The organism is Streptomyces sp. NPDC002754, assembly GCF_053592315.1.
The window spans coordinates 91,984-114,859 of the sequence record NZ_JBSFVM010000023.1 but is presented as its reverse complement, the minus strand read 5'-3'; the positions used below and the strand labels follow the sequence as shown (position 1 = coordinate 114,859).

Genomic DNA, 22,876 nt, shown 5'->3' with positions numbered 1-22,876 from the left:
CCGCGTGGCGTGGAGATGGTGACGGCGATCCTGGCGGTGTGGAAGGCGGGCGCGGCGTACCTGCCGATCGACGCCCAACTCCCGGCAGAACGAGTGGAGTTCATGTTGGCCGACAGTGGTGCGCGGCTGGTGCTGGGCACCCTGGAGACACTGAGTGGCCTGTCGTCCGGGCGGCTGCGAACGGTTGCCGTCGACGACCCGACAACCACCGCGCTCCTCGACGGATTGGGGGAGGCGTCACCTGGTGTCGTGGTGGACGCGGCCGGGCTGGCGTACGTGATCTATACGTCGGGGTCCTCGGGGGTGCCGAAGGGTGTGGCGGTGACGCATGGGTCGCTGGCCAACTACGTCTCGTCGGTGTCGGGGCGGCTGGGCTGGGATGTGCCGGGGGCGCGGTACGCGCTGTTGCAGGCGCAGGTGACCGACCTCGGGAACACGGTGGTGTTCGCGAGCCTGGTCTCAGGCGGTCAACTGCACGTACTGGACGCCGAGTTGGTGACGGATCCGGAGGCGGTGGCGCGGTATGTGGCCGAGGAGCGGATCGACCACATCAAGGTGGTGCCGTCGCATCTGGCGGCGTTGACGGCCGCGGCGGGTGTCGAGGCGTTGCTGCCGGCCGGGTCCGTGGTCCTTGGTGGTGAGGCCGCACAGGTCGACTGGACGGCGGAACTGCTGGCGGCTGCCGGTGACCGGAAGGTGTTCAACCACTACGGACCGACCGAGACCACGGTCGGAGTGGCAACCGGTGAACTGACCGCGGCCGGAGTGGTGCCGATCGGTACGCCGATCGCCAACACCCGCCTGTACGTACTCGATGGGGCGCTGCAACTGGTGCCGGTCGGAGTCGCGGGCGAGCTGTACGTGGCCGGTGCCGGGCTGGCGCGCGGGTACGTAGGCCGTGCGGGGCTGACCGGTGAGCGGTTCGTGGCCTGCCCCTTCCCGGCCGGTTCCGGTGAGCGCATGTACCGCACCGGCGACCTGGCCAAGTGGACGCCGGACGGGCAGTTGGTGTTCCTCGGCCGCGCCGACGAGCAGGTGAAGATCCGCGGGTTCCGCATCGAGCCCGGCGAGATCGAAGCCGCCCTGTCGGCGCATCCGGAGGTGTCCCGGGTCGCGGTGATCGCGCGTGAGGACACTCCGGGTGACAAGCGTCTGGTCGCCTACGTGGTGCCCGCCGACACCGGCACCGAAGGCGGCGTAAACACCGGTGACCTGCGCGGCTTCGTGGCGGGCCGGCTGCCCGAGCACATGGTCCCGGCCGCGTTCGTCACGCTGGACGCCCTGCCGCTGACCGCCAACGGCAAGCTGGACCGCAAGTCCCTGCCCGCCCCCGACTACGCCGCCGGGGCCACCGGGACGGCCACGACGAGGAATCTCGCCACGAGCCTGGAGTACGTCGTGAGCGAGGTGTTCGCCGACGTCCTCGGGGTCGACGAGGTCGGCTTCGACGACGACTTCTTCCAGCTCGGAGGGCACTCCCTGCTGGCGGTCACGCTCGCCGCGCGGCTGCGGGAGAAGGGGATCTCCACCACGGTGCGCAACGTGTTCGCGGCGCCGACCGTCGCCGGAATCGTCCGCCAGCTGGACCTGGCGTCCATGGGTGACTCGCTCGGCAGGGTCCTGCCGATACGGACCGAAGGCGACCAGCCGCCGTTCTTCTTCGTCCACCCCGCGTCAGGCCTTAGCTGGTGCTACCGGCCGCTGGCCCGGTTCGTTCCGGACGGCATCCCGCTGTACGGGCTGCAGGCCGCCGGGATGGACGGCACCGGCACGCTGCCGGGCAGCATCGAGGAGTTGGCGGCGGAGTACATCGAGCAGATCCGTGCCGTTCAACCGGACGGCCCCTACCACCTCGTGGGCTTCTCCTTCGGTGGCATCCCCGTGCACGAGATCGCCGTACGGTTGCAGGAGGCGGGTGAGACCGTCGCCGCCCTGGTCGTCATGGACGCCTACCCGGCCCAGGCCCGGGGCGATGAACCGGTCCGACCCGTCGAGGCCGTCGGGGCCGGGGAGCCCGCCGGCGTCACGGAGGACGGGAGCGCCATGCCGCCGGCCCCCGAGGAGCGCGACCAGGAGGCGATGCTGCGGGAGATGGCGGCCCGGTTCAGGGAGGAGATCGGCGAGGTCATCGACGGTATCTCGGAGGAGGAACTGCTCCTCATCGCGAAGATCTTCCGCAACAACACGGAGCTGCGGCGACGGCACGAGCTCGGTGTCTTCGACGGCGATCTGCTGCTCGTCGTCGCCGAGGAGAGCGGCGAGAACGCCACCCCGGAGGAACGGCTGCGGCTCTGGGAGCCCTACGTCAGCGGTTCCGTCGCGGCGGTCGGCCTGCCGTGCCGGCACACCAACCTGATGCTGCCCGAGATGCTGGACCGGGCGTGGCAGGCGATAGCCGCATGGATGGAGACGCGGAGCACGCGGCCGGAGGCCTGAGGCCCGGCCTCGACTCCGCCTGCGGCCGCGGCCACAGGCGGAGTCGAGGCTCAGGCGGACGGCGCCGGAGCGTGGGTCGGGAGGGACACGGTGACCCAGAGCCCGCCCTCGGAGTTGGCCATCGCGCGTACGGTGCCGTCGTGGGCCTGCGTGATGGCGGAGACGATGGACAGCCCCAGGCCCGCGCCCTCGGACGAGGTGGTCCGGTCCGCGGGCAGCCGCCGGAACGGCTCGAACAGCTCGTCCACCTGGTCCTCGGGGACGTGCGGGCCGGAGTTGCAGACCACCAGGCCGCCGTCGGCGGACAGGTCGACGATGACGTAACCGCCCGCGTTGTTGTGCCGGATCGCGTTCTGCACCAGGTTGGCGACCAGTCGGGTGAGCAGCGTGTCGTCGCCCGTGACGACGACCGGTTCAGTGGAGGCGGTGAGGGTGACGCCGCGCCGCTCGGCGAAGGGGAGATGCTCTCCGATGACCTGAGTGACCACCGCGGCGAGATCCACCGGGTCCCGGTCGAGGAGTTCCTGTTCCCCCTGTGCGAGAACGAGCAGGCCCTCGATGAGCCGCTCGGACCGCTCGGTGGTGCGCAGCAGTTCGTCGCGGATCCGCGCCACTCGCTCGGCGGAGGGTTTGGACAGCCCGACCTCGATCGCGGTTCGCTGGATGGCCAGGGGAGTGCGCAGCTCGTGGGAGGCATTGGCGACGAATCGGCGCTGGCTCGCCACGGCACGATCCAGTCGATCGAGCATCGCGTCGAAGGTGTCGGCGAGGTCCTTGAGCTCGTCCTGCGGTCCGGTCAGCCCGATGCGTTCGTGCAGGGTGGACAGTGACAGGCGCTGGGCGGTGGCGGTGACGCGGTGCAGCGGGCGCAGGATCCGTCTGGTGAGCCACCAGCACACCGCGAAGGCCAGCACCACCATCGCCGCGATGGCGATCAGGGCGAAGATCTGCTGGGTGCTTGCCACGTCCTTGTGGAGTTCCTCGTTCCCGTCGAAGACGCTGCGGCTCGGGCCGGGCGCCGCGGCGACGGGACTGGCCTGGGACGGCTGGTAGGGGCCGGTCGAACAGGCAACGTCCGGGCGCCGAGGCGGGCAGGGGATGGCGGAGACCGGGCCGGTGAACACGAAGTCGTTCAACTTGGCGTCGACGAACTGCTGTTGGAGCCACTGCACGCTGCTGAGCACCGCGAGGGTGATGATCGTGAACACACCGCCGTAGAGCAGTGTGATCTTGGCCTGCACCGAACCACTGATCACAGAGGCGAAGCGCCGCATGATCCGTACCGGCCTCATACCCTGTACCTGCTTCCTGGGACGGTGACCCGGTCACCGGTGTCCGAGGTTCCATTGGCGCAGATCGCCGGTAAGGAGGCGGTGAATCCTCAGCGGTGGCGTGACGTGAGGGCTCCGCGGATCCCGGCCGGCGCACCGGAACGCGAATCGGCCGCCAGGCGAACCTGACGGCCGATCACAAACGATCTTCTGTGCGACGCGAGGGCGTCGTGGGCGGCGCTCTATTCAGTGGATTTCATGGCTTCGATCAGGCTCTTGGGCCGCATGTCGGTCCACGACTTCTCGATGTACTCGAGGCAGTCTTCCCGGGGCGCCTCGCCGAATACGGTTTCCCAACCGTCGGGTACATCCACGAAGACGGGCCAGAGTGAATGCTGGCCTTCATCGTTGACCAGGACCAGATAGCTTGCGTCGGGATCCTCGAATGGATTGGGCACCAGGCTGTCCTTATTCCTCGACGAAAAGGGACCACAGCGACGAGCGGATCCACTGTGGCACAGGTATTCGCGACCCATCAAGAGCCGACCGTACAGGCGGCGTTCAGTCACCCGTGGCGCCGGCCTTGTGACCGTTCAACTGCGGCGTTTCGCACGTTGAACGGAGGCTGGTCGGCGTTGACGCGGCTGGGGCGCTGTGGTGCGTTAGTAGCCAGGTGCGGCGCAGGCGTATGCGCGGAATCAGTTCGCAGCGAGCCGGGTGCCTGCAAAACGGCAGCGTCAATTCCGTACAGGGGGGCTCAGATGCCTGACAGCCGAGACCGAGTTTTTCTCCGTTCGAATGCGATCATCGAACCATTGGTGGACAGGTTCTATGCGTGGATGCACATCGTTGCGCCCGCTCAGGCCTCCATGAATCTGGCGAATGTGCAGGTGCCGCTGCTCGAGTCGTATCTCCAGTCCCCGCAGGTGCACATCGCGGCCAGCAGCAACCCCGCGCTGCGCGGCGGGTACTTCGTCAACGTCGAGGAGTCGCGTGCGACGGAGGTCGCCGAGCTGCTGGACACGATCAAGCGCGAGCGCGCGGACATGCTCGCGTTCGCTGCCGCCGTGGCGGAGGCGGACGAGCTGTTGCGGCAGAACGCCACCGGCTTCGATCTCACGCCGCTGTATCCGAAGCTGCCGACGGCGCTCAACGGGCTGGTGGAGCTGGCCTACGACACCAGCAATCAGGCGTCCGTGCGCCTCATCGAGCCGCTGCTCTACCACAGCAAGGCCTTCGACCGGCGCCGCCAGTCCGTCCAGCTCTCCCTGGACGACGGCGTGGAGCGGCCGTTCATCCTCAGCACCCCCCGGCTGCCCTCGCCCGACGTGCTGGATCTGCGGATCCCCTTCGACCACCCCGGCCTGGACGAGCTGATGAGGGCGCGGATCGAGGGCACGACCCCGGCCCGCCTGCACGAGGCGCTCGAGCTCGACGGCGACCAGGCAGCCCAGCTGGACCGGCTGCTCGCTCCGGAGCCGAGCCTCGCTCCGGACCGGCACATCGAAAACGGCGGCCGGATCCGCTACTTCGGGCACGCGTGCCTGGTGTTGCAGAGCCCGGAGGCCGCCGTCGTGGTGGATCCCTTCATCAGCACGGACAACCGGCACGGCGACCGGTACACCCTCGATGACCTGCCGGACCACATCGATCTGGCGCTGATCACGCATGGGCACCAGGACCACATCGTGCTGGAGACCCTGCTGCAGCTGCGCTCGCGCACCGACGCGGTCGTGGTCCCCCGCTCGTCGCGGGGCAACCTGTGCGACCCGTCGATCGGTCTCTACCTCAAGTCCATGGGCTTCACGGTGATCGAGGTCGACGACTTCGACGAGGTGCCGCTGCCGGGCGGCGCCCGGGTGGTGGCCACGCCGTTCCTCGGCGAGCACTCCGACCTCGACATACGCTCCAAGTCGACGTACTTCGTGCAGCTGGCCGGCCTGTCGGCGTTCATCGGCGCGGACTCCTCGGGCATCGACCCGGTGCTGTACCAGTACATCCGCTCGCACCTGGGCGGCGTCGACAAGGCGTTCCTGGGCATGGAGTGCGACGGCGCCCCGCTGACCTGGCTCTACCAGGGACTGCTGACCCGGCCCGTGACCAAGAAGATGAGCGACTCGCGCAAACTGTCGGGTTCGAACGCCGAGCAGGCGGCCGCGATCATGACGGAGCTCGGAGCCGGAGAGGCGTACGTGTACGCCATGGGCGAGGAGAGCTGGCAGGGCCACGTCATGGCGACGACGTACACGCCCGACACCTTCCAGATCCGGCAGATCGAGGAGTTCCTCACCTGGTGCAAGGCGCACGAGGTCCACGCGGAACACCTGTTCAACAAGCGCGAGTGGCGCTGGTAAAGGGGCGCGACGATGCCATTTCTGAAGTCCAACGGGATCCGGCTCGCCTACCAGCGGGCGGGACGGGGCGACGAGACGGTCCTGCTCATCATGGGGTCGGCCGCGGCCGGCCACGCTTGGGACATGTACCAGACGCCGGCACTGCACCGGGCCGGCTATGCGACCGTCACCTTCGACAATCGCGGGATCGCGCCTTCGGACGCCCCGCCGGGAAAGTACGCGCTGGCGGACCTGATCGCCGACACCAAGGGGCTGATCGAGGCGCTGGACCTGGCACCGTGCCGGATCCTCGGCACCTCACTGGGTTCGATGATCGCCCAGGAACTAGCGATCGCCGAACCTCACCTGGTCCGCTCCGCGGTGCTCATAGCCACCCGCGCCCGGTCGGACGCGCTGCGCCGGGCGCAGTCCGCGGCGGACCGGGCCCTGTTGGAGAGCGGTGTCACGCTGCCGCCGAAGTACCGAGCGGTCAGTTCGGTGCTGCACATGCTCTCGCCGGACACCCTCAACGACGAGGCGGCGGTGGCTTCCTGGCTGGAGATATTCGAACTGGCCGGCGGTGACCCGGAAACGGTCGCCGCGGGCCAGCAGTGGATCGACACCGACCAGGACCGCCGAGCCGAGCTCGCCAGGGTCACCGCGCCCTGCCGCGTCATCACCTTCGGCGACGACGCCGTCACACCGCCGCACCTCGGCGCGGAAGTGGCGGCCGCCATCCCGAACTGCGACCTGGTGGAGATCGCGGGGTGCGGGCACCTCGGACATCTGGAGCGCCCGGAGCCGGTCAACGAGGCGATCGTGGAGTTCTTCGACAAGTACTGACCCGTGACCCATGCGGTGGGCGGGCCGGCGACGCGGTGTCGCCGGCCCGCCAACGAGCGTTCTGGGAGCGGTCAGTGTGCGCTCAAAGCCTGTAGCCGCTGCCCGGCACGGTGACGATGACGGGCGGATCGCCGAGCTTGGAGCGGAGCTTGCTCATCGTCACCTTGACGACCGTGGTGAACGGGTCCGTGTACTCGTCCCAGGCCCGCTCCAGCAGTTCCTCGGTGCTGACGACCGCGCCCCTCGCCCGCATCAACACCTCAAGGACCGCGTACTCCTTGCGGGACAGCGCCAGATAGCGGCCGTCGCGGGAGGCCTGCCGGCGCGCCGTGTCCATGACGATGTCGCCGCACTCCAGTACGGGGGGCAACGGCGGACCGGCGCGGCGTCCGAGCGCGCGGACCCGCGCCACCAGTTCGTCGAAGGCGAAGGGCTTGGCCAGGTAGTCGTCGGCCCCCAGGTTCAGCCCCGTGACCCGGTCGTGCACCGCGCCGGAGGCGGTCAGCATCAGGATGCGTACCCGCGACCCGTGCTGGGCCACCGTGCGGCAGATCTCGTCGCCGTGCACCCGTGGCAGGTCGCGGTCCAGTACCAGTACGTCGTAGTCGTTGACGGCGAGGCGTTCCAACGCCGTCGCCCCGTCATAGGCGACGTCGACCGCCATCGCCTCATCGTGCAGTCCCTCGACCACCAGGTCCGCCAGGAAGCGCTCGTCCTCGGCCACCAGAATTCGCATGCTCAAGATTGGCACAGATCCGCGTTGCCGCGGCAGTGTGCAAGACCCGTCAGGGGGCCTCCGACGGATGTGCGGCCGCAGGCCCGGGAGCGTCCGCCGCCAGCGACATCAGCAGGTCGTTGAGCTGGGCGACGAACGTGGCCGGTGCCTCGATCCGGGCGCCCGTGGCGAGGACCGCCTGGTCGAACAGGACGTGTGCCCAGGCGGGCAGACGCGGGTCGTCCTGCCCGCGGTTGAGCCGCTCGACCAGGACGTGCCGGGGGTTGATCTCGAGGATCGGCTGGTTCGGCAGCCCTGAGCCGCGCAGCCGCTGCACGACGGTGAAGTCGGTCTCCGCTCCGTCGGTGACGATGCAGGCCGGGGAGGTCGTCAGGCGGCTGGTCAGGCGTACGTCCCACGCCTTGCCCGCAAGGTGCGCCTTGAGCCTGCCGAGGAGCGCGGCGTAGTCGGAGTCCGCCCGGTCGGCGGCCTCCTTCTCTGCCTCGTCCGCCAAGTCGCCGAAGTCGGGCGGCCCTTGGGCCACGGACTGCAGCTGGTTGCCCTGGTACTCGCGCAGCGGACCGGAGACGACGAAGCCGTCCACCGCCTCACCCAGCAGGAGCACCTCGATGCCCTTGGCGCGGAATGCCTCCAGGTGCGGGCTGGTCGCGGCAGCGGCCGGGCTGGGGGCGAGCAAGTAGTAGATCTTGTCCTGGCCCTCCTTCATCCGGGCCACGTAGTCGCGGAGCGAGACGTCGGCGGCTTGCGTGTCCGAGCGGGTGGAGGTGAAGCGAAGGAGCTCGGTGATGTCCTCCCGGTGCGGAGGGTCGTCGGCGATGCCCTGCTTGAGTACGCCGCCGAACTGCGCCCAGAAGTCCGCGTACTTCTCCGGCCGGTCGTCCGCCAGTTCCTTCAGCAGCTTCAGAACCCTCTTGACTGCACTGGAACGGATATGGGCGACGGCCTGGCTCCCCTGGAGGATCTCCCGGGAGACATTCAGCGGCAGGTCGGCCGAGTCGATGACCCCGCGCAGGAAGCGCAGGTAGTTCGGCAGCAGCTGCCCGGAGTCCTCGAGGATGAACACGCGCCGGATGTGCAGGCGTACGCCGTCGCGGGCCTGCGGGACCCACAGGTCGTGCGGCGCTCGGGACGGGATGAACAGGAGCAGCGTGTACTCGTACCGCCCCTCGACCTTCGTGTGCAGATGGGCGAGCGGGTCGGCGAAGTCGTTGGTGAGGTGCCGGTAGTAGGAGTGGTAGTCCTGCTCGCTCAACTCGCTCTTCGGACGCGCCCACAGGGCCGACGCCTGGTTCACCGGGGCCTCGTCCTGGTCCATCACGATCGGCTGGCCGATGTGGTCCGAGTAGCGCTGGATGATCGAGCGCAGCCGGTGCTCGTTCAGCAGCTCGTCCTCGCCCTCGCGCAGCTCGAGCACGATCGTGGTGCCGCGCTCGGCGCGCTCGACGGCCTCCAGCGTGTACTCGCCCTTGCCGTCCGACGACCAGCGCACGCCGTCGGACGCGGGCAGCCCGGCCCGCCGCGAGGTGAGCACCACTCTTTCCGCGACGATGAAAGCGGAATAGAAGCCGACGCCGAATTTGCCGATCAGCTCGGAGTCGCGGCGCTGATCCCCGGTGAGCGTCCGGAGGAACTCGGAGGTGCCCGAACGGGCGATGGTGCCGATGTTGGCCATCACTTCCCGGCGGCTCATTCCGATGCCGTTGTCGGCGATGGTGATCGTGCCCGCGTCCTTGTCGAACGTGACCCGGATCCGCGGCGCGTCGTCTCTCTCGTCACCGGCCGGTTCCGGCTGGGAGTTGCGTTCGAACCGGAGCCGGTCGATCGCGTCCGACGCGTTCGAGATCAACTCGCGTAGAAAGATCTCCTTGTTGCTGTAGAGCGAATGAGCCATGAGGTCCAGGATCTGAGCGGCCTCGGCCTGGAATGCGTACGTCTCCGCATTCGCCTGCAGTGCCATTGCTTCCCCTTCTTGTCAGGTCGCGGGAACTGCCGAGCAGCCGCGCTTTCCGAGATGTTCGGCGAACTTCACCCAGTTCTCGGCGTACTGCCGGGCCAGGTCGGCCGTCGTCCGGGTGCAGTGCTGCGGGACCGCGTCGAGCAGCTCCGGCCACTCGCTCATCACGTTCACGTTGTGGTGCAGGAGGCGCAGCAGCTCGCGGCCGACCTGTTTGTGGCGCAGCGACGGATCGCGCATCAGCATCTGCAGTGCGCGGCCTGGGTCGATCTTCACCGGGGCTTCCCGGTGTTGGCTGCGTGACGGCGCCGCCTGCTGCGGGGGCGGCGGGGCCTGGGGGGCGGTCTCGGGGACGGGGCGCAGTGTTCCCGCCGGAGGTTCGCCGGCCGCGAGCCGCCGCTTGACGTCGGTCACGGTGGCGGGTGAGATGCCCGCGAATCTGGCCACCTCGCGCAGGGAAGCATCGGGACGTTCGGCCAGCACCTGAGCGGCTCGCCGGCGGCCCTCGACGCTGTTCACCGGGCGGACCTTGCCGTCGATTCCGATGCGCACCTGCGGCGCAGAGGGCGCGATGCGGCCGCGGAGGGCGGCAATGGTCTTGGCCCCCAGACCGGTGGCGCGCGCGATCGCCCGGTCCGACATGTGTCCATGAGACAGGAGGATCCGCTCCGCCGCGGTGCGGCGGTCCGCGAGTGAAAGCGGAAGGCCGTGAGTTGAATTCGCCCGGACGGCGAACAGGAAGGCGTCTTCGCTGCTGCCGTCGAAGAATACTGCTGCGATCTTGGTCTTGCCCCGCAGGACCGCGGCGAATACGCGATGCACCCCGTCAACCACCTGCATGGTGTTCCTGTTGACGATTATCGGTGGCAGCGGTCCTTCGGTTTCCGCCAGACGAATGATATGCTCCCGGTCCTCGCCCTCGATGCGCGGTGAATCACCCGGACGTAACGCGGAAATCGCGACCGTGACGATTTCCTGTTCTTGTTCCGCGGAATGCTCATGTTCTTGTTTCTGTTCCTTGAGGTCGTCGGACGACCGGCGGAGAACAGGGGTAACGATACTGGCGTCGAACTGCTGCAATGCGATCACCTCGCGTGTGGGCTGCTGCCATTTCGCGTGGGGGTGCGGAAAGGGTGACGCGACCGGCAAGCGGTTGGCCGGTGGTCCGGTGGTGATGCCGGCGGTTCAACTCGCCGGCGCCGCACAGTCTTCCTGGTCTGTGGTGAGTTGAGGGGAGGGGAGCGCCCGCTCGTCCAGTGCCTGCGCGAATGCCTGCCACTTGTCCGCGTTCTGCTGCGCCAGCGCGATGACCAGGGCGTCGCAGTGCGATGGCACGGCGTCGGCCAGTTCGAGCCACTGGTAGTCCCCGACGAGGTTCTTGCGCAGCGTGCTCACCAGTCGTCTGCCGAGGTCCGCGTCGAGGACGGCGGGATCGTGCAGCAACGGCTTCAGCAGGGATATCGGCTTCTCCTGCTTCTCCCGCACCTGGATCCGCGCGGGTTCGGAGGCCGACTCCGTCGACGGCTCCAGGGCGGTGGTGGCCGACTCCGGTGAGTCGCCGACGACGTCCTCGCCGGCGAGGATCCGCTTGCGCACGTCACTCGCCGTCGCCGGGGAGATCCCGGCACGCCTGGCCACTTCCCGCACGGAGGCCTGCGGGTTCTGGGCGATCACCGCTGCCGCCCGGTGCCGGCCCGCCGCCCGGTCCACTGCCCGGGCTCTGCCGTCCCTGCCGACGCGGACGTTCAACTCCGCACCCGACGCAGTTGAACGCCGGATGGCGGCCACGCTCTTGGCGCTCAGCCCGGACGCCTCTCCGATCATGCGATCGGACAAGTGAGGGTGAGAGGCGCTGAGTCGTGCCGCCGCCGCGCGTCGATCGGCCAGCGACAGCGGCAGGCCGTGTTGTGTATTTGATTTGATGGCGAGCAGAAAGGCATCGTGCCGTGATAAATTCACGACGCGTGCCTCGATGGTTTTCTCGCCCTTGAGAAGGGTCGCCAGGACGCGGTGCACGCCGTCTATCACCTGCATGTTCCGCCCGTTCACGAGAATGGGCGGAAATGGGGTCTCGCTCTGTGCGAGTTGCTCGGTGTATTTCTTGCTCTGCCCCACAAGGCGTGGTGATTCGCTGAACTGCAGCAGTGCTATGGGTAGTTCCGAGACTTCTTCCGGCAGAGGCTCCAGATCCCCCTCGGAGTCCGCCGATCTGTACGCCGTTCCGTTTGTCGACTCTAGGTTTGTCCCGTTCGTTCGGTGCTCAAAGCTACTCAAACCATCCCCCGGTCGTGAAGTTTGAGCTGGCAGGGGTAGGCACCCGCGAGCCGACACAGCTACTGGCCGCCCGTACGCGTTATGCGCAGACGGCCGATCTGCTGGAATGTCGGAACAGAGAGGCAGTGCACAAAAAGAAAGGGCTGACGCTAGCGGAACCCGTGGCGCGCACTGCAAAGATGCGGCCGACCGCTTCTCGTAACCCAGTGAAGACCTCTCACCACGGCGCGGTTACCCCCGTTCGCTCCCGCCCCTGTTTCGTCCCTCATAGGCTAGCTTGTGGTGTTGCGATGTCAACCAAGTGAGATATGCGGCGAGCGGGGAAACAGACCGCAATGTGTGGACCCTGTGATTCCGGCGGAGACGGAATATCATCATCCGCTCCAGCGTCCGAACCGGTGCGAAAACGCGTCACCAGGACAGCCGCCCGGACCGTTTTTCTGCCAAGGGAATGGATGCGGTCTTCATGGAAAGTGCTCTCGTGGTCGGTACGGGTCTGATAGGGACCTCGGCCGCGCTCGCCCTGCAAGCCCGCGGCGTGGCCGTGCATCTGCGCGACGCGGATCCCGCCGCGGTCAGGATCGCGTCCTCGCTCGGCGCCGGCACGGTGCAGGCCCCGCGGGGTCCCGTGGATCTGGCCGTCGTGGCCGTGCCCCCGGCGCTGGTGCCCGACGTACTCGTCGGCCTGCAGGCCGACGGCGTCGCGCGGCACTACACCGATGTGGCCAGCGTCAAGTCCGGCCCGCAGCAGGAAGCTCTCGCCCGGGACTGCGACACCGCGCACTACGTCGGTGGCCACCCGATGGCGGGCAGCGAGCGCAGCGGTCCCCTCGCCGCCCGTACGGACCTCTTCGTCGGGTGCAACTGGGTACTCACCCCGACGCCCGACGTCGGCACCGAGACGTTGAACACCACGCTCGAACTCGTGGCGCTGTGCGGGGCCGTGCCAGTGGTCATGGAGGCGGACGTGCACGACCGGGCGGTCGGCCTCGTCTCGCACGCTCCGCACGTCGTGGCGAGCCTGGTCGCCGCTCTCCTGGAGCGGGCCGAGGAGCGGGCCGTGCGCCTCGCGGGCTCGGGCGTCCATGACCTCACCCGTATCGCGGCCGCGGATCCGGGGTTGTGGGTGGACATCCTCGGCGCCAACGCACTGGTGGTGGCCGACCTCCTCGAAGAGCTGTCGGGCGGCATGGACGACGCGGTCGCGGGTCTGCGTGCCATGGCGGCCACGGACGAGGAGAAGCGTGAAGGCGGCGCGCGCACGGTCGAGGACCTGCTGCGCCGCGGTCGGTCCGGGCGCGCCCGGATCCCCGCCAAGCGTGGCGTTCTGCCGGAGCAGTACGAGACGGTGACGGTCGAGATCGGCGACCAGCCGGGCGAGTTGGCCCGGCTCTTCACCGATGCCTCGCGCGCCGGCGTCAACGTCGAGGACGTACGCCTCGAGCACTCGGCCGGCCAGCCGTCCGGGCTGGTCCACCTGAGCGTGGCCCGGGACCTGATGGACGTGCTCACTACGGAACTCCGCAACGGTGCGTGGCGACGCCGCTGAGGCGTGCCAGCTACGATCCCGGCACATGGTGGCTGGGCATGGGGCCCGGATGTGTTGGGGGTACGTGTGGCTTCTGGACGTGTGGTGCGGTTCGACAGTTCGCGGGGTTACGGCTTCATCGCCCCGGACGGTGCTGGAGAGGACATCTTCCTGCACGTGAATGACCTCATGATTCCCGAGACGTGCCTGCGCTCGGGGCTGGCGGTCGAATTCGAGGTCGAGGACGGTGGGCGCGGGCTGAAGGCCTCGGGCGTCAGGCTTGCTCAGGCCGCCGAAGGAGCCGGCGACGATTCGCTGTGTGACGTGCTCACCGGTGCGGAGTACACCAGTGAGATCACCGAACTTCTCCTGCAGGCAGGACCGTCTCTGACGGCGGATCAGATTCTGCAGCTCCGCCGCGAATTGGCGAAATTCAGCGAGAGCCACGGGTGGATCGAAGGCTGAACACGGCGGCGCGCGCAGTGAGTTGATCACCGGCCGGCAACCTCCGAAAGATCGCCGGCGGGTGTTCAACTGCGTACCGCGTCAGTTGAACACGGTCGTGCAGTTGTACGGCCTTGTTCTTCGGAAACGTCACACGTCATAGTGCGTCGGGCCTTCGGTCAGCCAGGAATATCGCTGGTGACGCAAATCAGTATTGAGCCCGCCCGGGAGGCAATACATGGCTGTGCATGACGTCGCATACGTTGAGCTGTATACGAGCAAGAAAAAATCGGTCGTCGACTATTTCGTCTCATCGATGGGGTTCAGACAGACCGCGGAGTCGGTGGGCGTCGACCGGAGTTCCGCACTGCTGCAGCAGGGCAGTGTGAAACTCGTGGTCACCACCGGGCCGGCCACTTGGGCATTCCTCGGCACGCACGGGGACGGTATCGCCGACATCGCCCTGGCCTGTGACGACGTCGACCAGAGCGCGCAGGCGGCGATGGCTGCGGGAGCCGCGGTGACCGGTTCCACGAAGGACACCCGGACGGTCGCCGGATTCGGCGGTGTCGTGCACACCCTCGTGTCCCGCTCGCACGGCTCGGACCCGTTCGGTGGGCCCGACTGGACCGTGCTGCCGGAGGTGTCGAGCGGTCCGGTCACCGGCCGGATCCAGTTGCTCGACCACATCGCGGTCTGTGTGGAGGGCCGCTCGCTCGCCGGTTACGCCGACTTCTACGGCGACGCCTTCGGGCTGTCCCGCTACTCCTCCGAGTACGTGGACGTCGGCGAGCACGCCATGGACTCCGTCGTGGTGCGCAGTGCGACGGGCCGGGTCACCTTCACCCTCGTCGCCCCCGACGAGCAGAAGGGCACGGGCCAACTCGACGCCTTCCTTGAGAGGAACAGCGGCCCAGGGGTACAACACCTGGCGTTCCTGGTGGAGAGCATCGTGCCCGCGGTCCACGAGTTCCGGGGCCGGGGAGTGGAGTTCCTGGACGTGCCGGACAGCTACTACGACGGCCTGGCCGAACGCCTCCCGGCGCTGCGCGCAGAGATCGACGTGCTGCGCTCGGCCCAGGTGCTGGCGGACCGCGACGAATGGGGCGATCTTCTGCAGCTGTTCAGCCGCTCACCGCACGAGCGCAACACGCTGTTCTATGAGCTGATTCAGCGCCGCGGCTCCCGCGGCTTCGGCGGCGGCAATATCCGCGCCCTGTACGAAGCGGTTGAGCGCGACCGGCTGGCCGCGGAATGAACGACGACGGCAGCGGCGCGGGCGGCCCGTTGACCCTGTCCGACTACGCCGAGCTGGCCCAGCGGCGCCTGGACCCGGCAGTCTGGGACTTCGTCACCGGCGGTGCGGGCGACGAGCGCACGCTCACCGGTAACACGGCGGCCTTCGACCGAGTCCGGCTCCGTCCGCGCGTACTCTCCGCGGTGACGCGACCCGCCCTCAACACCCATATTCTCGGCCGTACTTGGGCCGCGCCGCTGGGAGTCGCGCCCGTCGCCTACCACACGCTGGCCCACGCCGACGGGGAGGCGGCCACCGCCGCGGCGGCCGGAGTGGCCGGAGTCCCGCTCGTCGTCAGCACCTTCGCCGGACGTGCCTTCCACGACATCGCCGCCGCCACCACGGCCCCCCTCTGGCTGCAGCTCTACTGCTTCCGGGACCGTGGCGTGACCCGCGGGCTCATCGAGCGCGCAGCGGAGGCGGGCTTCGAGGCGCTGGTCCTCACCGTCGACGCCCCCCGCCTCGGCCGTCGGCTGCGGGATGAGCGCAACGGCTTCCGGCTGCCGCCCGGCATCGAGCCGGTCAATCTCTCCGGCACCGGCTTTTCCGCACCCGGCGAGCACGCACGGGAGACGTTCGACCCGGCTCTCGACTGGACCGTCGTCGAGTGGCTGCGCGCCGTCAGCCCGCTGCCCGTCCTGCTCAAGGGGATCCTGACCGCCGATGACGCCCGCCTGGCAACGGAGTCGGGCGTGGACGGGGTCATCGTCTCCAACCACGGCGGCCGCCAACTGGACGGAGCCGCGGCCACCTTGGACGTCCTGCCCGAGATCGCCGCGGAGGTCGCCGGCCGCGGCCCCGTGCTGCTGGACGGCGGCGTGCGGCGTGGCGGCGATGTCCTGGCGGCGCTCGCGCTCGGGGCGGACGCGGTGCTGCTGGGCCGCCCCGTGCTGCACGGCTTGGCAGCGGCGGGGCGGGACGGCGTCGCGGACGTGCTCGGCATCGTGACGGAGGAACTGGCGGAAGCGATGACGCTCACCGGATGCCCCTCGGTCGCCGATGCCGGCCCCGAACTGGTCTCGGGGCGCGCCGTGCCCGTCGCGGAGGCCGGCGGGCGTTCGGACGCGGCCGAACGGTCGCGTACACCTGTCTCCGGGCTGCTGAAGGAGGAGCTGCACGGCAGCGTCTCCGACCCGGTACTGGACACGATGAACTTCCTCAACGAGATCACCCACCGCTACCCCGACGCGATCTCGTTCGCCCCCGGCCGCCCGTACGACGGCTTCTTCGACACCGAGCAGCTCTTCACGCACATCCGTCGCTACATGGACCACCTGACTGCTGCCGGTAGTTCTCCTGCGCAGGTCCGCGACGCACTCTTCCAGTACGGACCCACCAGCGGGATGATCCGCGGGCTCATCGCCGATTCACTGCGCCTGGACGAGGGCATCGACGTGCCGGCCGAATCCATCGTCGTCACGGTGGGATGTCAGGAGGCGATGCTGCTCGCCCTGCGTGCCCTGATCGCCGGCCCGGACGACGCCCTGCTCGTCTCCAGCCCGTGCTACGTGGGCATCACCGGCGCCGCACGCCTGCTCGACATCGAGGCGACCGCGGTCGAAGAAGACATCGACGGGTTCCGCTGCACGGCTCTCGAAGCGGCCATCAGGACCGAACGCGCCCGCGGCCGCCGCCCCCGCGCCTTCTACGTCATCCCCGACCACTCCAACCCGTCGGGCAGCGTCATGACGGTGGACGAGCGGCACGAACTGCTGAAGCTCGCCGCCCGCGAGGACCTGCTCATCCTCGAGGACAGCCCCTACCGGCTGGTGAGCCCGGGGCGGCAACTGCCGACACTCAAGTCGCTCGATCGCGACCGGCGCGTGGTCCAGCTGGGTTCCTTCGCCAAGACGCTCCTGCCCGGCGCCCGGGTGGGCTACGCGGTCGCCGACCAGCTCGTCACGGATCCCTCGGGCGGCACGTGCCTGCTCGCCGACGAGCTCAGCCGGATCAAGAGCATGGTGACGGTCAACACCTCGGCGCTCAGCCAGGCTGTGATCGGAGGCATGCTCCTCGCCGGCGAGGGCGGCGTCACCAAGCACAACACCGACACGGCACGCCACTACGGAGAAGCCATGCAGGCCACCCTCCGAGCGCTCGACGCCTCGATCACCGAAGCCGAACGGGAGAAGCTGGGCGTGAGCTGGAACCGTCCCAGCGGCGGCTTCTTCCTCACCGTCACCGTCCCGTTCCACGCCGACAACGCCGCACTCGCGCGCTCGGCCGAGGAGTTCGGCGTCATCTGGACGCCCATGTCGTACTTCTATCCGCAGGGCGGCGGGGAGCGCACGCTCCGGCTGTCCGTGAGCTACCTCTCCCACGCCGACATCCACGAGGGAACCGCGCGCCTCGCGCGGTTCATCAGGGCGGCGGCCTCGCACTGAAAGGACGACAAGTGCTCACTCCCGTACAACGTCTGCTCAGCAAACCCCGCATGTGGGGGTGGACCTTCCGATGACCGCCACGATCGCCCACCCAACCGGTGGCGTCCTGCCGGCTCCCGTGGAGCCCCAACCGAAGCCCCTCGGCAACTTCAGCCGCATCATCGGTGTCGGCACCGCCGTCACCGAGGCCTCCTACTCGCAGCGCGAACTGCTCGACCGCTTCCGGATCACGGATCCCCGGGTCCGCTCCGTGTTTCTCAACAGCGCCATCGAGCGGCGACACCTCACCCTGCCGCCCTCCGGCACGGACGAGCCCTTCCTCCAGGAATCCCAGGGCGAGTTGCTCGGCAAGCACAAGCAGCTCTGCCTCGACATGGGGGCGCGGGCCGTGCGCGCGTGTCTTGCGGACGCGGGCATCGACCTCGCCGATGTCGACTACTTGTGCTGCGTCACCACCACGGGATTCCTCACCCCCGGCCTCAGCGCGCTGCTCATCAAGGAGATGGGCATCGGCGCCGGATGCACCCGCGTCGACGTGGTCGGGATGGGCTGCAACGCGGGCCTGAACGCCCTCAACGCCACCACGGCCTGGTCCATGGCGCACCCCGGACAGGTCGCCGTCCAGCTCTGCGTCGAAGCATGCTCCGCCGCCTACGTCATGGATTCGACCATGCGCACCGCGGTCGTCAACAGCCTCTTCGGTGACGGAGCCGCCGCCATCGCCCTGTTCGCCGACCCACCGGACGCCGCCGGGCCCATGCCCGGGGAACTGCCGGCGGACCGCGCGGGCTCCTCGGTGGGACCGCGCCTGCTGGGCTTCGCCAGCCACCTCATTCACGAGGCGGTCGATGCCATGCGCTACGACTGGGACGACGCCGCGCACAAGTTCAGTTTCTACCTGGACCCGGACATCCCGTACGTGGTCGGGGCTCATGTGGAGCGCGTGGTGGACCGGCTCCTGAAGGACACGGGCCTGCGCCGCAGCAGCATCGCGCACTGGCTCGTGCACTCCGGCGGCAAGAAGGTCATCGACGCGATCCGTATGAACCTCGGCCTCACCCGCGAGGATCTGCGGCACACCAGCGGGGTGCTGCGCGACTACGGCAACCTGTCGAGCGGTTCGTTTCTGTTCTCCTACGAGCGGCTGCTTCGCGAAGGCCGCGTCAGAGCGGGTGATTTCGGCGTGCTGATGACCATGGGACCCGGGTCCACGATCGAGACGGCGCTGGTCCAATGGTGACGGCGGAGCAGGTACCGGAGGCGACGAGACTGCGGCTCGACGGCGGACGGCCGCTGTCGCCCGAGGCCGTCGCGGCGGTCGGCGCCGTGTGCGACCGCGCCGAGGACACCGGCGGGAGCAGCCCGGTCATCGCCGAGCTGTCCGGCACCCCGGGCCGCGGGTGGGCCGGGGAGCTGACCGTGGGCCTTGTCAGCAAGTGGGAGCGGGTCCTGCGCCGGCTGGAGCGGCTGCCCACGGCGACGATCGCGGTGGCCGACGGCGACTGCGGCGGCCTCGCCCTCGATGCCCTGCTGGCCACCGACATTCGTATCGCCAGCCCCTCGCTGCGGTTGGTGCCTGCCATGGCCGACGGAGCCACCTGGCCCGGTATGGCGCTGCACCGGCTCGCCCAGCAGGCGACAGGCACCGCGGCCATCCGCCGGACGGTGCTGTTCGGCACCCCGCTCGACGCCGCGCGGGCGCTGGAGCTGCACCTCGTCGACGAGGTGACGCCCGACATCGCGGCCGCGGTGTCGGCGGCCGCCGAACGCGTCGCGGGCTTCGCCGGAACGGAGCTGGCCATCAGGCGACAGCTGCTGCTCGATGCCCACACCGTGCCGCTCGAGGAGGCGCTGGGGGCCCATCTGGCGGCCTGCGACCGGGAGTTGCGCCGGGCCTCGGCCGAGGCGGCGACGTGACGGGCACCGTGCCGGCGCCTGTACGGCCGGCGCGTACGGGTGAGATGCGGGCGGACCTCCCCGATGCGCGCGCGGCGCTCGCGCGCGCGGCACAGCAGTCGGCCGCGACGCCCCCGGACCGGATGAGGGCGCTGCGCAGCGCCTTCCTCGACACGCATGCCGACGCCGTCTACGGCGAGCTCACCGCGGGCGGCACCCGCCGCCTGCGGCTGAGCGAGCTCGCCGACGCGGCGGCAGACGCGTTCTCCGGGCTCGTCCCCACCGCGGCCGAGCTGGCCGCGGACCGCGCGCGGGCGCAGGCGCAGAAGGCGGGTCACGAGATCGACCTGGGCATCTTCTTCTGCCGGATCCTGCGCTCGCCGCACTCCGGCGGCCACCTGGTGGACGCCCTGCTGCACCCCACCGCACGCGCCCGGGAACTGCTGCCCGAGTTCACCGCCACCGGGCAGGCGGACCTCGGCTCCGTACGGCTGGAACGCCGCGAAGGGGTAGCCCGGCTGACGATGTGCCGCGACGACTGCCTGAACGCCGAGGACGACCGGCAGGCCGACGACATGGAGACCGCGGTCGACCTGGCCCTGCTCGATCCCGGGGTCGAACTCTGCCTGCTGCGCGGGGGAGAGATGACCCATCCCCGCTATGCGGGCAAGCGGGTGTTCAGCTCCGGGATCAACCTCAAGAGCCTGCACGCCGGGGACATCTCGCTCGACAACTTCCTGCTGCGCCGCGAACTCGGATATCTGCACAAGATCTGGCGCGGCGTCCGCGTCGACGACGGCGCGTCCTGGCACTCGCCCGCCCGGGCCAAGCCATGGGTCGCGGCCGTCGACTCCTTCGCCATCGGCGGTGGCATGCAGGTGCTGCTGGTCGTGGACCACGTCCTGGCCGCATCCGACGCCTACCTCAGCCTGCCCGCGGCGCAGGAGGGCATCGTCCCCGGAGTCGCCAACCTGCGGCTGACCCGGTACACGGGGCCGCGGCTGGCCCGTCAGATCATCCTGGAGGGCCGCAGGATTCACGCGACCGACCCGGAGGCCCGGCTCCTCGTGGACGAGGTGCACGCACCGAACGAGCTGGACCGTGCCGTCGAGGACAGCCTCGACCGGCTGCGCGGGCCGGCTGTCGCCGCGAACCGGAAGATGCTGAACGCCGCCGACGAGGACATCGACGTATTCCGGCGCTATATGGCGGAGTTCGCGCTTGAGCAGTCGATGCGCACGCACAGCGCGGATGTCGTCGACAAGGTCGGCCGCTTCTCCGCCAGGGACGCGTCCGCCGCCTCCGTCACGTCAATGGGCAAGGCGCCGGGGTGATTTCGGCCTGGGGGCCGTGCTGGCGGCCCCCAGGCCGGCTGCTCTGCGAAAAGGCCCTGCCCCGGTATTGAATCCGGGGCAGGGCCTTTCGGCATTGCGGAGGGAGCCGCACTTTATTGTGCGCGGGCGGCCAGCTGGTCGACGAGCGATTCGGCGAGGGAGGCCGCGGTGGGAAACTCCCAGAGGGCGTTGGGGTCGATTTCGAATCCCACGTGGTCCTCGACCGTGGCGAGCAGGGTGATGGCCTTGATGGAATCCAGGCCGTAGGACGACATGGGTTCGGTCGGGTCGACGGCGGCCGGCGGCAGCCCCAGCTCCTCGGCCAGCTGGGCGCAGAGCCACCCCTGGAGTTCGGTGCCGAGCTCGTCGGCTCTGGCGTTCGGCATGTGAGTCCTCCTAATGAGGGTCTTGGTACAGAGGGGTCAGCAGGCCTTGGTGGAAGAGGTCCCGCATCGCCGCGCGGCGCACCTTGCCGCTCGTGGTGCGCAGGACGCTGCCGGGCTTGAGCAGCGCCACGCGGTCGACGCTGATGCCGAACTCGCGCCCCACGGTGTGCCGGATGCCGGCCGCCAGGGCGGCCAGCCCCTCGTGCTGCACGCGGCGCACCTCGTGCGTGACGACGACCATGGAGTCGTCACCCTGGGCGTATCCAGGACCGCCGAACACGACGCCGACGTTGCCCAACTCGGGGTGCTGGGCGCGCAGTTCCTGCTCCACGTCCTGCGGGTAGATGTTGCGCCCATGCGTGATGATCACGTCCTTGAGGCGTCCGTGCACGTAGAGCTCACCGTCGTGCAGCACGCCGATGTCGCCGGTGCGCAGGTAGCCGCTGTCGCCGTCCGCGGTGGCGGCGTCGAAGGTCTCCGCGTTGTCGTCGCGCTGCCAGTAGCCGGGGGAGATGCTGCGGCCGCGCAGCCAGATCTCTCCCAGGGAACTCTCCGGGAGCACCTCCCGGGACGTCGGTTCGACGATGCGAATCTCCGCCGCGGGGGTGGGGATGCCGCAGCTGACGATCTCGCGCGTCTGGGCCGCTTCGGTGGCAGGGGTGAACGTGCCCTGCGCGAGCGCGTCGAGGTCCACCTTGCGGGTCACGGGTGTGCGGCCCGGGTGGCCGGAGACGAACACGGTCGCCTCGGCGAGGCCGTAGACGGGAACCAGCGCCTCCGGGCGGAAACCCGAGGCCGCGAACTTCGCGGTGAAGCCGGAGAGGATGTCGGGAGCGATGGGCTCCGATGCGCATCCGGCCAAGTCCCAGTGCGACAGGTCGAGTTCGGCTGCCTGCTCCTCGCTGACCTTTCGAGTGCACAGCTCGAAGGCGAAGTTGGGAGCGAAAGAAACCGTCATGTCCTCCTGCTCGATCAGCTTCAGCCAGCGCAGGGGACGGCGGATGAACGCCAGCGGGTCCATCAGCACGCTTCGGTCGCCGCTCAGCAGTGGCCAGAGGAAGACGTTGAGCCCCATGTCGTGGTACAGCGGCAGCCAGCCGCCCGAAGGGCCGCGCCACTGGAGCGCCCGCATGCCCTCGCCGCCGTTGTACAGGAGATGGTCGTGGTGGATGACCGTGCCCTTGGGGGTGCCGGTCGATCCGGACGTGTACTGCAGCAGGGCGGTCGTCGAGCGGTCGAGCCGTGGGGGCGCCCAGGCCTGTGGATCGCCGAATCCGGGCTCGTCGCCGGCGGCGGTGCGGATCGTGGTGACCCCCATGTCCCGCATCCACGTGCGGACTTCGGCCAGGTCCCGGGAGGTGGTCAGCGCCGCGGCGGCGCCGGAGTCGGCGGCGACCGCGGCAAGCCGCTTGCGGTGGTGCGGATGGCGGCCCGGAAGCGGCGCCGGGACGGCGATCATCCCCGCGTAGAGGCAGCCGAAGAAGGCCGCGGCGAACTCAAGTCCGTTGGGGTGGAGCAGGAGCACGCGGGAGCCCGCCGGGACGTTCTCCTGCAGCCACGCGGCGCGGCTGCGCGCCTCCGCGTCGAGCCGGGCGTACGACCAGCGCACCAGGCCGCCGGTGAGGTCGTCGGGGTCGGCGAGGAACGCGACCGCCTCGGCGGTCGGCCGGTCCGCGACCCGCTCACGGAACAGCGTCACCACATCGGGTGCGTCGGCCAGGGATTGCCACATGGGTTCGTCCTCCGCGACTGACTGGGAT

At 69.3% G+C, this 22,876-nt stretch carries 18 protein-coding genes; 10 read left to right on the top strand and 8 right to left on the bottom strand.

All coding sequences use genetic code 11. The annotated features are described in order from the left end of the window. Positions 1–2,436, top strand: a 2,436-nt coding sequence (locus ACWD2L_RS31425; protein WP_351341009.1) for an amino acid adenylation domain-containing protein, incomplete at its 5' end; no start/stop codon positions are given. Positions 2,437–2,486: 50 nt separating this feature from the next. On the opposite strand, the gene ACWD2L_RS31420 is transcribed toward ACWD2L_RS31425, so the two are convergent. Further along, positions 2,487–3,728, bottom strand: coding sequence for a sensor histidine kinase (locus ACWD2L_RS31420; RefSeq protein ID WP_351341012.1), 1,242 nt, complete (start codon positions 3,726–3,728; stop codon positions 2,487–2,489). Between the two features lie 221 nt (positions 3,729–3,949). After that, entirely contained in the window at positions 3,950–4,165 is a 216-nt protein-coding gene (locus ACWD2L_RS31415) for an MbtH family protein (protein WP_351341015.1), read from the bottom strand. 303 nt (positions 4,166–4,468) lie between these two features. Between ACWD2L_RS31415 and ACWD2L_RS31410 the strand changes: the two genes are divergently transcribed. Together ACWD2L_RS31410 and ACWD2L_RS31405 are read left to right on the top strand one after the other, a co-directional pair. Beyond that, on the top strand, positions 4,469–6,061 hold the full coding sequence (locus ACWD2L_RS31410; protein ID WP_351341017.1) for an MBL fold metallo-hydrolase: 1,593 nt from the start codon (positions 4,469–4,471) through the stop codon (positions 6,059–6,061). Between the two features lie 12 nt (positions 6,062–6,073). After that, complete coding sequence (locus ACWD2L_RS31405; RefSeq protein ID WP_351341020.1) at positions 6,074–6,883, top strand: alpha/beta fold hydrolase; 810 nt, start codon at positions 6,074–6,076, stop codon at positions 6,881–6,883. Positions 6,884–6,965: 82 nt separating this feature from the next. Here ACWD2L_RS31405 and ACWD2L_RS31400 read toward each other — a convergent pair whose 3' ends face one another. From ACWD2L_RS31400 to ACWD2L_RS31385, 4 genes are all read right to left on the bottom strand, one after another. Then, entirely contained in the window at positions 6,966–7,619 is a 654-nt protein-coding gene (locus ACWD2L_RS31400) for a response regulator transcription factor (RefSeq protein WP_189310611.1), read from the bottom strand. A gap of 49 nt (positions 7,620–7,668) precedes the next feature. Then, on the bottom strand, positions 7,669–9,576 hold the full coding sequence (htpG, locus tag ACWD2L_RS31395; protein WP_351341023.1) for a molecular chaperone HtpG: 1,908 nt from the start codon (positions 9,574–9,576) through the stop codon (positions 7,669–7,671). Positions 9,577–9,591: 15 nt separating this feature from the next. After that, positions 9,592–10,653 carry a ParB/RepB/Spo0J family partition protein gene (locus tag ACWD2L_RS31390; RefSeq protein WP_351341026.1) on the bottom strand — a complete coding sequence of 354 codons (1,062 nt, stop codon included), beginning with the start codon at positions 10,651–10,653 and terminating at the stop codon, positions 9,592–9,594. Positions 10,654–10,758: 105 nt separating this feature from the next. Further along, entirely contained in the window at positions 10,759–11,409 is a 651-nt protein-coding gene (locus ACWD2L_RS31385) for a hypothetical protein (RefSeq protein ID WP_451192679.1), read from the bottom strand. 904 nt (positions 11,410–12,313) lie between these two features. On the opposite strand from ACWD2L_RS31385, the gene ACWD2L_RS31380 reads away from it, so the two are divergent. The 7 genes from ACWD2L_RS31380 (at position 12,314) to dpgC (ending at position 20,730) form a co-directional block, all read left to right on the top strand. Beyond that, complete coding sequence (locus tag ACWD2L_RS31380; RefSeq protein WP_351341032.1) at positions 12,314–13,396, top strand: prephenate dehydrogenase; 1,083 nt, start codon at positions 12,314–12,316, stop codon at positions 13,394–13,396. A 66-nt stretch (positions 13,397–13,462) separates the two neighbouring features. Continuing rightward, positions 13,463–13,840, top strand: coding sequence for a cold-shock protein (locus tag ACWD2L_RS31375; protein ID WP_351341034.1), 378 nt, complete (start codon positions 13,463–13,465; stop codon positions 13,838–13,840). A gap of 217 nt (positions 13,841–14,057) precedes the next feature. Further along, a complete protein-coding gene (gene hppD, locus ACWD2L_RS31370; RefSeq protein WP_351341037.1) occupies positions 14,058–15,077 on the top strand; it encodes a 4-hydroxyphenylpyruvate dioxygenase in 1,020 nt (339 codons plus the stop codon). Further along, positions 15,074–17,500, top strand: a complete 2,427-nt coding sequence (locus ACWD2L_RS31365) for an aminotransferase class I/II-fold pyridoxal phosphate-dependent enzyme (RefSeq protein ID WP_351341039.1) — start codon at positions 15,074–15,076, stop codon at positions 17,498–17,500. Before hppD ends, ACWD2L_RS31365 begins: the two co-directional genes overlap by 4 nt. Before the next feature lie 70 nt (positions 17,501–17,570). Further along, complete coding sequence (dpgA, locus tag ACWD2L_RS31360) at positions 17,571–18,740, top strand: 3,5-dihydroxyphenylacetyl-CoA synthase DpgA (protein WP_351341042.1); 1,170 nt, start codon at positions 17,571–17,573, stop codon at positions 18,738–18,740. Continuing rightward, positions 18,734–19,417, top strand: coding sequence for an enoyl-CoA-hydratase DpgB (dpgB, locus tag ACWD2L_RS31355; protein ID WP_451192675.1), 684 nt, complete (start codon positions 18,734–18,736; stop codon positions 19,415–19,417). The genes dpgA and dpgB overlap by 7 nt, the downstream gene beginning before the upstream one ends. Beyond that, positions 19,414–20,730, top strand: a complete 1,317-nt coding sequence (dpgC, locus tag ACWD2L_RS31350; RefSeq protein WP_351341048.1) for a (3,5-dihydroxyphenyl)acetyl-CoA 1,2-dioxygenase DpgC — start codon at positions 19,414–19,416, stop codon at positions 20,728–20,730. The genes dpgB and dpgC overlap by 4 nt, the downstream gene beginning before the upstream one ends. Before the next feature lie 113 nt (positions 20,731–20,843). On the opposite strand, the gene ACWD2L_RS31345 is transcribed toward dpgC, so the two are convergent. Next, positions 20,844–21,116 carry an acyl carrier protein gene (locus ACWD2L_RS31345; protein ID WP_351341050.1) on the bottom strand — a complete coding sequence of 91 codons (273 nt, stop codon included), beginning with the start codon at positions 21,114–21,116 and terminating at the stop codon, positions 20,844–20,846. A 10-nt stretch (positions 21,117–21,126) separates the two neighbouring features. Beyond that, entirely contained in the window at positions 21,127–22,848 is a 1,722-nt protein-coding gene (locus tag ACWD2L_RS31340) for a fatty acyl-AMP ligase (protein ID WP_351341052.1), read from the bottom strand. Positions 22,849–22,876 lie beyond the last annotated feature (28 nt).